The organism is Methanobrevibacter sp., from assembly GCF_017427765.1.
Classification (GTDB): Archaea; Methanobacteriota; Methanobacteria; order Methanobacteriales; family Methanobacteriaceae; genus Methanocatella.
This window is the reverse complement of sequence record NZ_JAFRSC010000027.1, coordinates 88009-102339: the sequence shown is the minus strand read 5'-3', so window position 1 is coordinate 102339 and position 14331 is coordinate 88009. Positions and strand designations below refer to the sequence as shown.

General features: G+C 36.0%; 2 protein-coding genes (1 of these 2 only partly in view). Both read left to right on the top strand.

Features of this window, described 5'->3' with window-relative positions; translation table 11 throughout:
- Positions 1–71: 71 nt before the first annotated feature.
- Entirely contained in the window at positions 72–11387 is an 11316-nt protein-coding gene (locus tag IJL02_RS08625) for an Ig-like domain-containing protein (RefSeq protein ID WP_292814996.1), read from the top strand.
- Positions 11388–12327: 940 nt separating this feature from the next.
- Positions 12328–14331, top strand: the 5' portion of a protein-coding gene (locus IJL02_RS08620; protein ID WP_292814992.1) for an Ig-like domain repeat protein. 25074 nt of this gene lie beyond the right edge of the window; 2004 of the gene's 27078 nt are visible here — the first part of the coding sequence; its start codon is at positions 12328–12330; the stop codon falls past the right edge of the window.

Here is a 14331-nt window from a genome sequence, read left to right as displayed (position 1 = left end):
TAGTATATATTAAAGTAAATGGCACACAATATTATGTCAATTTATCCGAATCAAGAACTTTAACTCTTCCATTGCTTGGAAATGGAACATACACAGTATGGGCTAAGTATTCCGGTGATACCAAATGGCATTCTGCAATAAATACAACCAAATTTACTGTATCTAAAGTAAATACAACTGTAGATATTAATGTCGTACAGCCTATTACTTATGACAACTACACAAACATTACAGTAACTGTAGAAAATGGTGTAGATGGATTTATAACATTAACTATTAATGATGGAACTAATAATATCACAAATATCACTTTACCTGTTGTGGAAGGTAAAGTAAACTGGATTAAAGAAGGTCTCGCTGCTGGTTCATACACTGTTTATGCTAACTACACTGGCAGTGCAAGATATAACATTAACGACACTGAGTCCAAAAACTTTGTAATTAATCAGGCTGCTCCTGTATTCAGCGTTGACGTGGTAACTGTCGATGCAAATACAAATCCAATCGTTAAAGTCAAAGTAAACGACACAATGTCAGGCAAATTGAACATCACGGTCTATAATAAAAACTACACTGCAGATATCATTGACGGTATTGCCACATTCACTGTCGATAAACTGCCTGTAGACCAATATGACGTAAACGTAACCTATAAAGGCGACAATAACTACACATACAAATCACAAATCTTTGAAAACCGCATAATCGTTACTAAAGTGACATGCTATCCAATCAATGTTACTGCAATCGATGTTTTAGTCGGAGTGAACACTACAATCACTGTACATGTTCCAAAAGACGCTACAGGAACCATAACTGTTTGGGTAAACGGCACCGGTCCTCTAACCAACTCAACAATACGTGACGGTGTGGCAACATTCACCTTAAATAAAACCATTTCCGGAAGATATGGAGTGAATGCTACATTAAGCAATTCAAAATATGCTGATAAGACTGCATACACCAACTTCTGGGTATCTGAACATGAAACTCCTATTTCAATCGATGTAAAACCAATTTATGTTGGAGATAAAGCTATTATTGAAGTAACTGTTCCTAAGGGCGTAATAAACAATGTAACTATTGAACTTGAAGGAAAAGCATACAACAAATCAGTTGATGCAAACGGAAAAGCCAGATTTGAAGTGCAAGTCTGGTCCAACGGCACAAGAACAGTTGTTGCAACATATGGTGGAGACAACAAATACCTATTTAACTCAACAACCGCCAACTTCACTGTAACAAAACGCACACCTGTACTGGATGTAACTGCTACAGGCAATTCAGTTGGCTCTAACGCTACAATAAGTGTTTCACTGCCAACCAATGCTACAGGATATGTGACAGTTAATGTAAACGGTACAAACTACACTATAAAACTCAATGGCGGTGCAGGATCCGTTCAAATTGCTGGTCTTGGAAACGGTACATATTATGTCCATGCGACATATCTTGGTGACAGACAGTACTTCACCGCAACCAATAACGATAAGACCTTTGAAATGACCAAACTCGACACTACAATGGGCATTTCCGTAACAGATATTGACTACGGTCAAAAAGCAAACATTACTGTAACAATTACCAATGGTGCTACAGGATTTATTACAATCAGAATTAATGAAACCAGAAATATCACCTTGCCTATTGGTAACGGCAAAGTCAACTGGATTGTAGATAATTTGGCTGCTGATAACTACACTGTTTATGCTAACTACTCCGGTGACGGCAAATACAACATCAACAACACCAATAAGGTAAACAAATCATTTGAAGTCAAACGGATTTCACCTGAAATTAAGATTGTTCATGTTGATTCCACTGCCGGTGAATCCGCTACTGTTATCGTAAGCATTGACTCAAGAGCAACCCAAACCATTAATGTAAATGTCGATAAGGATTATATTAAACAGATTGGTGATGGAATAATCACTGTAATTACTGACAGGCTTGCTGATGGAACTTACACTGTCACAGCATCCTATGCTGGTGATAAGAACTTCACATCTGACAGTAAAACACGCACATTCACCACCAATAAGACTTCAGATTATAATATTAATATTACTACTTATGACATTAAGGTCGGTGATTTAACCAATATTATCGTAAACGTTCCTGCTGATGCCAGCGGTAAAGTTATTTTGGAAATTGAAGGTCACAACTACACTGCAACAATCAGTCAGGGCAAAGCGGTATTTAATAATCAGACCAATCTTGGTGCTGGCAGATACAATGTTACTGCTTACTTCGGTGATGGTAAATATGTCAATAAGACTGCTACTGGCGTATTTGCAATCAACAAGTATGATGTTCCATTGGATATCAGTGTTGGTCCGATTAAAGTCGGTGATAAGGCAACCATTACAGTCACTGCTCCAAGTGAAGTTTTAGATGATATTGTCATTGAAATTGACGGTGTAAAATATGATTCACCAGTTACAACTTCCGGCAAAGCTGTATTTGAAGTGCAAATCTGGTCCAACGGAACTAGAACAGTTGTTGCAAGTTACGCAGGCAATAATAAATACTTGGCCAATTCAACCATTGATAAGTTTGATGTAACTAAACGCACAGCTAACTTGGATGTAACTGCTACTGGTAACTCTGTTGGTTCCAATGCTACAATAAGTGTTTCACTGCCAACCAATGCTACCGGATATGTAACTGTAAACGTAAATGGTACAAATTACACAATTAACTTAACTCAAGGCGCTGGATCACTTCAAATTGCTGGTCTTGGAAACGGAACATATTATGTCCATGCGACATATCTTGGTGACAGACAGTACTTCACCACAACCAACAACGATAAGACCTTTGAAATGACCAAACTCAACACAACAATGGCAATTAGTGTTGAAAGTATCGATTATACTCAAAAGGCTAATATTACTGTAACAGTTAAAGTTGATGCAACAGGATTTATCACAATCAGAATCAACAACACCAGAAGCATCACTTTACCTATTGTAGATGGTAAAGTCAACTGGATTGTAGATAATTTGGCTGCTGATAACTACACTGTTTATGCTAACTACTCCGGTGACGGCAAATACAACATCAACAACACCAATAAGGTTAACAAATCATTTGAAGTAAGACAAATCACTCCGGCAATTACAATTGAAACTGTTGAGGTTAACTCAGCCAAAAACGCTACTGTTGTTGTCCATATTACTTCTGGAACTACTGGTAACATTAACATAACCGTAAACGGCCAAAATTACTCTGGTCCGATTGAAAATGGTGTTGCAAGAATTGTAATTGACCAATTTAATGAAGGCAGTTACTCTGTATTTGCAAACTACACTGGTGATAAGAACTTCACAAATGCTTCAACCACTCAGGATAATAAAGTAATCGTTCATAAATTCTCATGCTACAACATGACAGTTACTGCAAATGACACTGAAGTTGGAGCAAACACAACAATTGTTGTTAATGTTCCAATTGATGCGGTCGGTAATGTATCAATCTACATAAATGGAGTATTTGCTGACAATGCTACTATCTCACAGGGTGTTGCAAAATTAAATGTAACAAAATACATTGCAGGAAAATACGTAGTCAACGCAACATTTACTGACGGCAAATATGCTAACAAGACTGTAACAACCAATTATCATGTCCTTAAAGTTGACACTCCAATCGATATTAGCGTTAACCCAATATATGTTGGAGATAAGGCAATTGTTGAAGTGACTGTTCCTGCCGGTATCAGAAATAATGTAACAATCGAAATTAATGGAATTAAATATAACAAATCAGTAAATGATCAAGGAAAAGCAATATTTGAAATAGCTGACTTGACTTATGGAAATAAAACTGTTGTAGCAACATACGATGGCGATAACAAATACGTATTCAACTCAACAACTGCAAACTTCACAGTAGATAAACGCATATCTCAAGTAAACGTAACCTACAGTGCTTCTGTTGTTGGAATGGATACAATAATCAATGTAACAATTCCGGCCAATGCAACCGGATATGTAATTATAAACGTTAACGGAACCGAATACACTGTAAATACTACAAACGGTAACGGTTCTATTGTAATTAAAAACTTGGCTAACGGCGATTACTGGGTAAATGTAACATATCTCGGTGATAATCAGTACTTCGAAAGCACTAACCACACTGATTTCACAATATCCAGATTGCTTACTCAATTTACAGTAAACGGCACCAACATTACATACGGCGCTAAAGAACTGATTACCATTGAAACTGCCGATAACATTACAGCCAAAGTCATAGTTGAAATTAACAAGAAAAACTACACTGCTGTAATTTATGAAGGTAAAGGTAACCTTACTGTTGAAAACTTGGCCGCAGGTGAATACAACGTAACCGTTTACTTCGAAGGCAACTACAAATACATGAATACAACTGCCAACAACACATTCAAAGTGGATAAGGCAACAATTCCTGTAATTGTAATTCCTCAAAACATTACCTATGGTGAAGTTGAAATATTTACTATCTATGTCAACGGTACAGGTAAAGTCAATATAACTGTTGTAAATGAAGTAGTTTACCTCAATAAACAAATTAATAACGGTAAATTAGAATTTGAATTGCCAGGATATCTGGCTGCAGGAAATTACACAGTTGTTGTGGATTATAGTGGAAATGAAAACTACACTGTAAATACAGCAAAAGCTAACTTTACTGTGGCTAAAAAAGATCCGGTCATTACCGTTGAGGTTCAAAACATTACCTATGGTGGCATTGAACATATTATTGTTCGTGTAAATGCTCCGGGAAATGTAACAATCAGAGTCAACAACACAGAAAGAACTATTGTCCTTAAAGATGGTGAAGGCGGAAAAGACATCTTAAGAGCAATAATTGCTGCAATTAAAACTTATGATGTTAAAGCTACACTGGATGTATATAACTTAAATGCAGGAACATATCCTGTTGAAGTAACATATAATGGAAATGAAAACTACAATAAAGCAACTGTAAGTACATTCTTCGTAGTTGGAATGTTAAATACTACTGTTAATGTTGCTGTAGATAATATTACTGTTGCAGATAAGCAAATAATCAATGTAACAATCAGTGATGTAAATGCAACCGGCAATGTAACAATCAATGTTGATGGCGTAAACTACACAAGACCGATTGTAAACGGAACTGCAAACCTCACATTGGACAAAGTATCTGCCGGAAACCACAGTGTTGTTGTAATATATGAAGGAGACAATAACCTCGTCGGCAACTGGACTTCAAAAACATTTGCTGTAGATAAGATTAAACCTGAACTTACAATTGAAGTAACCAACACAACTGTCGGCAAAACAGAAAAAATCCTTGTACATCTTCCGGATAATGCTACAGGATTTGTAGTAATCGATGTTGACGGTACAAAATACCATGTGGATATTGTAAAAGGTAAAGAAATAGCACTTGAAATTGATGATTTAATTAATAAAACTTATAATGTGGCTGTTGAATACTATGGCGATGACTTCTGGGATTCAGCTAACAATTCAACAAGCTTTAACGTAAACGGTACTAAAGCAGACATTTCTGTAAAAGTAGAAAACATTACTATCGGAGATAAAGCTATAATCAACATAACTACTCCTAAAGACTTATACGGAAATGTAACTGTAACTGTTGATGATAAGAATTACACAGTTTATGTTGCTGGTGGAAACGGAATACTGATTGTTCCTGATTTAGGCATCGGAAATTACACAGTTGATGTAATATTTGATGGAAATGATAAATATGGAGCAAGCAAAAACACAACCGAATTCGAAATATCCAAAGTTAATATAACTTCAGAGGATATTAAAGTCATTGATCAAGGCAATGGCACTGTTGTGGTTGTGGTTCCTGGAAATGCTACCGGTAATGTAACTATTTATGTAGATGGTCAAAACTTTACAGGAGAAGTGATAAACGGAACCGCTAGAATTACTGTGGAAAATGTAACTCCTGGAGTTCAAAACATTACTGTTGTCTATGAAGGTGACGATACACACACCAATGCAACTGTAAACTCAACTATGGTTGTTCCAAAACTCGAATCTCCACTCACTGTAAATATAACTGAAGCTAAAGAAGGTGGAAACGCTACTGTGACTGTTACTGTTCCAGGTAATGCTACCGGTAATGTGACTGTTACTGTTGACGGTCAGAAATACGCTGCAGAAGTCATTAACGGCACTGCTGTTGTAACAGTTGAGAATTTAACTGCAGGCAATAAGACAATTGTCGTTGAATATTCCGGTGATGCTAACCGCACAGCTAATTACACTGTTTCAAACTTCACTGTAGAGCAAGCTAAAGTTGTTCCGGATATCGTTGTTGTTGATCAGGGTAATGGTACTGTTGTTGTGGTTGTTGGTGGTAATGCTACCGGTAATGTGACAATTACAGTCGGTGATAAGAACTTTACTGGTGAGGTTATTAACGGCACAGCTATTGTTAATGTTGGTAATTTGACTCCTGGCAATAATACTGTTGAAGTAATCTATTCTGGTGATGGTACTCATACTAATGCTACTGTTGAGACTGTAATTAATGGTCCTAAGTATGATTCTCCTATTAATGTTACTGTTGGTGAGGTTAAAGAGGGTGAAAATGCTACTGTGACTGTTACTGTTCCGGGTAATGCTACTGGTAATGTAACTGTTACTGTTGACGGTCAAAGATACACTGCAGAAGTCATTAACGGTACTGCTACTGTTACTGTTGAGAATTTAACTGCTGGTCCTAAATCAGTCATTGTTGAATATGAAGGAGATTCAAATTACAGCTCCAATTACACAGTTTCCAACTTTACTGTTGATAAGGTAAAAGAAATTTCTGAGGTTATTGTTGTTGATCAGGGTAACGGTACTGTTGTTGTGGTTGTTGGTGGTAATGCTACCGGTAATGTGACAATTAAAGTCGGTGATAAGAACTTTACTGGTGAGGTTATTAACGGCACAGCAATTGTTAATGTTGGTAATTTAACTCCTGGCAACAATACTGTTGAGGTTATTTATTCTGGTGATGGTACTCATACTAATACTACTGTTGAGACTGTAATTAATGGTCCTAAGTATGATTCTCCTATTAATGTTACTGTTGGTGAGGTTAAAGAGGGTGAGAATGCTACTGTTACTGTGACTGTTCCGGGTAATGCTACCGGTAATGTGACTGTTACTGTTGACGGTCAGAAGTACTCTGTTGAGGTTATTAATGGTACTGCGATTGTTGAAGTAGAGAATTTAACTGCTGGTCCTAAATCTGTTCTTGTTGAGTATTCTGGTGATGGTAACTACACTGCTAATTACACATCTTCTGATTTCACTGTTGATAAGGCAAAAGTAATTTCTGATATTGTTGTTGTTGATCAGGGCAACGGTACTGTTGTAGTTGTCGTTGGTGGCAATGCTACTGGTAATATGACAATTAAAGTCGGTGATAAGAACTTTACCGCTGATGTAATCAATGGTACTGCTGTAATTACTCTTGATAATATTACTCCGGGTAATAATACTGTTGAGGTTATTTATTCTGGTGATGGTACTCATACTAATTCTACTATTGAAACCGTAATAAATGGTCCTAAGTATGACTCTCCAATTAATGTCACTGTTGGTGAGGCTAAGGAGGGTGAGAATGTTACAATTACTGTTGATATGCCTAAGGATGCTAGTGGTAATGTGACTGTTACTGTTGATGGTCAAAGATACACTGCAGAAGTCATTAATGGTACTGCTACTGTTACTGTTGAGAATTTAACTGCTGGTCCTAAATCAGTTATTGTTGAGTATGAAGGAGATTCAAATTACAGCTCCAATTACACAGTTTCTGACTTTACTGTTGATAAGGCAAAAGTAATTTCTGATATTGTTGTTGTTGATCAGGGCAACGGTACTGTTGTTGTGGTTGTTGGTGGTAATGCTACTGGTAATGTGACAATTAAAGTCGGTGATAAGGACTTTACTGCTGATGTTATTAATGGTACTGCTGTTGTTAATGTTGGTAATTTAACTCCGGGTAACAATACTGTTGAAGTAATCTATTCTGGTGATGGTACTCATGCTAATTCTACTGTTGAGTCTGTAATTGTTGGTCCTAAGTATGATTCTCCTATTAATGTTACTGTAAGTGAGGTTACTGAAGGTGAGCCTCTTGTCATTACTGTTGAGGTTCCTGCTAATGCAACAGGCAATGTTACTGTTTATGTTGATGGTAAGGAGTACCCTGGTGAGATTAATGATGGTGTGGCAGTTGTCATTGTAGATAACTTGGCTGCGGGCAATAAGACATTTGTTGTTGAGTATTCTGGTGATGGTAACTTCACTGCTAATTACACAATTGGTAACTTGACTGTTAAGGAAGCTAAGGTTGTTCCTGACATGAAGGTTATAGATCAAGGTAATGGTACTGTTGTTGTGGTTGTTGGTGGTAATGCTACCGGTAATGTGACAATTAAAGTCGGTGATAAGAACGTTACTGCTGAGGTTATTAACGGCACAGCAATTGTTAATGTAGATAATTTAACTCCGGGTAACAATACTGTTGAAGTAATCTATTCTGGTGATGGTACTCATACTAATTCTACTGTTGAGACTGTTATTGTTGGTCCTAAGTATGAATCATTAATTAATGTTACTGTTGGTGAGGCTAAGGAGGGTGAGAATGTTACAATTACTGTTGATGTGCCTAAGGATGCTAGTGGTAATGTGACTGTAACAATTGATGGTCAGAAATACACTGCGGAGGTTATTAACGGCACTGCTGTTGTAACAGTTGAAAACTTGACTGCTGGTCCTAAATCAGTCATTGTTGAGTATGAAGGAGATTCAAATTATGTCTCCAACTACACAATTTCAGATTTCACTGTTGAAAAGGCCAAAACAACACCTGAAGTTATTGTTGTTGATCAAGGCAACGGTACTGTTGTAGTTGTTGTTCCGGACAACGCTTCCGGTAATGTAACAATTAAAGTCGGTGATAAGAACTTCACAGGTGAAGTAATCAACGGTACTGCTGTAATTACTTTAGATAACATCACCGCAGGTGAAACCAACATCACTGTAATCTATGAAGGTGATGAAAGCCACAATCCTACAACAGTCAATTCAACCGTAAATGTTCCTAAAGCCGGAACTCCAATATCTGTAACTGTTGAGGACATTAAAGTTGGAGATACAGCAATAATCAAAGTAAATGTTCCAGATAAAGCATCCGGAAACATAACTCTTGAAATTGATGGTGAAAAATACTCATCAAAAATCAATGACGGTGTAGCAACCTTTGAAATCAAAGACCTTATTGCAGGAACTAAAACAATTGCCGTTGAGTATGATGGTGATGATAACTATCTTTCAAACCACACTACATCCAGACTAACAGTATCTAAAGCAGATTCATATGTAAATGCTACAATAACCGACATTGAAGTGGGTGAAAATGTAATTATCACAGTAATTGTTCCTGAAGATGCTACAGGCCAGGTACTTATTGACATTGACGGTGTAGGATATTATGTAAACGTAACTCATGGTATTGGTGTTGCTGAAATTCCTCGCATGCCTAATGGCGTTTATGATGTAAATCTTACATATGTCGGTGATGACAAATACCTGCCAAGCTCAAACAACGGATCATTTAACGTGTCAAAAATCCCGTCTTACGTTATTCCATCCGCTCACGACATTCGCGTTGGAGACAATGAAGTAATCACATTCATACTTCCAAGCGATGCAACTGGTACTCTGATTGTAATTGTTGACGGTAAGGAATATCACTTCAACTTGGAGGATGGTACATTATCCGCTCACGTTGATGCAAACGACATATACACTGTAGCGGTAGATAACGGTAGAGGTAAACTAACCATTTCAGGACTTCCTAAAGGAGAATATACTGTAAGTGTGCTTTATGAAGGTAATGACAAATACCTCTCAAGTTCCAACACTACCACATTTTTAGTATCAAAAGTAGCCGCTGATATTGAGGTAATTGACTATAAAAACAGAACTGTTGTTGTTGAAGTTCCGGAAAATGCAACAGGAAATGTAACAGTCATCGTTGAAAACCAGACATATGTTGCAGACATATCTGACGGTAAAGCCGTAATCTATCTGGAAAATGTGACTCCGGGCATACATGATATGGAAATAAAATACTCAGGTGATGATTCATATGCAAGTAAAACTGTTGAATCATCTGTCAATATTCCAAAATATGAAACTCCAATAAGCGTTTCAGTTGAAGATATTTATGTGGGTGAAACTGCTGTTGTGGTTGTAAGCGTTCCGGAAAATGCTGAAGGAATAGTGACAATTGAAATCAATGGTAGGAAATTCTCAACAGAAGTGGTTAACGGAAAAGCCATATTCAATGTCACAGGACTTGCAGCCGGAAACAAAACCGTTGCAGTCAAATATGAGGATGGTGATGATTATGAATGGAACTCAACTACCGGCCAATTTGAAGTATTGAAAGTTCCATCAGATATAACTGCTTCTGCAGTCAACATTCACACTGGAAGTGATGAAATAGTCACTGCAACCGTTCCAAGTGATGCAACAGGACGTGTGCTTGTCACTATTGGTGAGGTAGGCTACTATGGAACTGTTGTAAACGGCAAAGCCAAAATTATTATTCCTAATCTTCCGGCCGGAAAATATGATGCAAATGTGTACTATGAAGGTGATGACAAATACCTGCCAAGCAATACTGCTGTAGAGTTCAGTGTTCTTAATAAGAATACTCCTATTTCAGCTAAAGGTGATGATATTGTTGTAGGTGATGATGCTAATGTTGTTGTAAATCTTCCAAAGGATGCTACAGGAACTGTAGACATAGTTGTTGAAGGTAAAAAATATTCAACTAAAGTAGATAAAGGTATGGCAGTATTCAATATTCCTGGATTGTCTAAAGGAAAATATATGGTTGATGTCATATATTCCGGAGATGAAAACTATCCTACCAATGAAACAGTCACTACAATTGATGTCAGGACAAGCACTCCTATTTCAGCTAAAGGCGATAATATTGAAGTAGGTGATGACGCAAGTGTTGTTGTAAATCTTCCAAAGGATGCTACAGGAACTGTAACAATAATTGTTGAAGGTAAAAAATACACTGCTCCTGTAGTCAATGGTAAAGCAGTATTCCATATTCCGGGATTATCTAAAGGTAAACATACAGTTAAAGTGATTTATTCTGGAGATAAAAATTACTCCGGCAATGAAACTGTTACTACAATTGATGTGGATGGCAACGGTTCTAATGGTGGTGACAATCACTCTGGTGAGGGAATTGTTTTGTCTGAATATGCAACAGGAAATCCGATACTGATCCTGTTGATTATTATATTGTCAGTTGGAGTTTCCCAAATTAGGAGATTAAAAAAATAATCTTCCATTTTTTTATTTTTTTAGGGTTATTTATAACTATCTAATATAGGGGTAGTTATCAGAATCGAGTGTTTTTTCATGTATATTTTTTTATTTTTGATTGGATATGGAATCTATTGTATATTTTAATATATTTGATATGAAAAAATTATTGGAGGCATTGTTTTTTTGCCTGAAATTTCAAGTTTAATTCCCAGTCCCAAAGAGATTTTTCGATGCAACAATTTTATAATCGTTATCGAAGTAATTTCACATCGGATAATAAAAATATGAAAATTTTTATAGATATATTTGCTAATTTTTCGTTATTTTTATAAAAAAAATTCATAAATATTTTATTTTGGCTGTAAATTAATCCTGTGATGTTTTTCAAATTAAATTTTGTTTTTATATATTGAAACATTTTTTTGTAAATGTATAGTTGCTGATAGTTAATGTTGCTTTGTAGTAAATGATTATAATGTTATTACTTAAAAATTAACTTGTTTGCATCGATTACAACATTTAATATTTTGTTTAATTCTTATTTTTTTAGATATAATTTTTCATTATTTTATACATTTTGTATTCAATTTTAACATTATAATTAAACAATGTTTATTTTATTCTAATTTTTAGAAAATATGTTCTAAAGTATGATTGGGTGGTTAAATCGTTTTTAATATTATTCGGATATTGTTTCTTTTGTTTATTTTTAGGTATTCCTAAATTAATAATTTTTAGTATAAAGAAATGTGTTTAAAAAGTGATTAGGTACAAATTCATTTGATTAAACAATTGTTTATTTATTTTATCTATTTATGAAATGATTTTAATTATTTTAACAAATTTGTTAAAAGTAAACCTTATATATGAGTAAATACTTAAATAGATATCACGATAGACTCTCCATGTCATGTTAAATTAATTAACATGTGTTATAAACTGGAGGGGGTGTATTATGAATAGAAAAGAGATATTGACAATAATATTATTGATATGTGTTATTTTCTCACTGCAGGCAGTAACTGCTGCTGACAGCGGATCAAATAGCACTGACAGTACTGTTTTGTCAGTTGATAATGATGTCTCTTCATACGCACTTCCTAACTCCGAATCAAATGACCTGGTAGGAAATGCGAATGAAGGTTCATTTACTGACTTACAGGGCATTGTAGACGGAGGATCAGATATTACTCTGATTAAGAACTATACATATAATGATGCTACAGATAGCGGACTTAAAACTGGTGTTAAAATAACTGGTACTAAAACCATTAATGGTAACGGTAATGTAATCATTGATGGAAATTACATGTCCAGAATATTCTTTATTGCACCGGGCGCTAATGTAACACTGAAAGGAATTACATTTGTTAATGCTAATTCAACTATTTTGCCAAATGGTGATCAAACAGGTCACGGAGGGTCTATATTTGCAAATGGTGAAGTTCATATTGATAACTGTAATTTCACAGACAACACTGCAACATACGGTAATGGTGCCGGAGTATTCATCAAAGGCAGTGGCAGTACAATCACCAATTCCTACTTCAGCGGTAATCGTGCTGTAAACAATGGTAATGATGGTATTGGTGCAGGTGCTGCAGTATTTATAGTTGATGCTAATAATGTAAAAATCAGTCATTCTACATTTGTTGATAACTATGCTGGTTTGAATGGTGGAGCTATTGCAAGTAAGGATGGTTTCACTAATTGTACTATTATAAACTGTACTTTTGAGCATAATACTGCTAACGGTTCTGCTGGAGCAGTAGGTATGCAAAGTACTAATTTCAAAATGTATAACTCTACCTTTAAGTATAATGAAGCTAGGGGATTATTTAATGTGGCTGGTACTACACCTTACTATCCTGGTAATGGTGGTGGAATAGTAGTTAGAGCTCATGACAGTTATGTATATAACACTACTTTCATCGGCAATACTGCTAGACTCTATGGTGGTGCCTCTTTCTTATCTAATACTACTACTGACCCTACTAATAATAATACCAAGTATGAACTTTGTACATTTATTGACAATACTGCTGGTTCTAATGGTGGTGCACTCTATTGGGTTAAAGGTGCTCATTATGGTTATGTACTTAACTCCACATTCACCAATAATACTGCTAACCGTAGTGGTGGAGCAATATACTGGTTCGGTACTATAGGTAATATTAAACATTCCAACTTTACCAACAATACAGCTTTAGGTATATTTGAGGATAAAGACTCTTATGGTACTATGACCTATGGAGGTAATGGTGGAGCTATCATGTGGGTAGGTTCAGATGGTACTGTATATAACTGTACTTTCACTACTAATGATGCATCTAATAAAGGTGGTGCAGTATACCTTCAAGGTAGTAGTGAAGGTCTTTGTAATAATACTAGATTTGATACATGTACTTTTATAAGTAATGTTGCTGGTGTTAATGGTGGTGCTATTGATTGGTATCATGGTGCTAGAAATGGTCATATACTAAATTCCGTATTTGAGGATAATATTGCTAATAGGTCTGGTGGTGCTGTATTTTGGTCTGGTATTGGTGGTGAAATCAAACATTCCAACTTTACCAATAACACAGCTTTAGGTATTAAAGAGGCTTTAGATACTTATGGTGATATGACTTATGGCGGTTATGGTGGTGCTGTAATGTGGACTGGTCCTAATGGTACTGTAGATGATTGTAGATTCATCAGTAATGAGGCCAAGTACAATGAGGCTACTAATTCCGGTGGTCGTGGAGGTGCTATATATCTCCAAGGTAGTGCAACTGATAACTGTACCAATACCACATTCAGTAACTGTAACTTTACAAGGAATATTGCAGGTACTAATGGTGGTGCTATCGACTGGCACGAAGGAGCACATAACGGTAAGGTAATTAATTCCACATTCAACCACAATATTGCAAACTCTAATGGTGGTGCAATATACTGGAGAGGTCATGATGGTAAT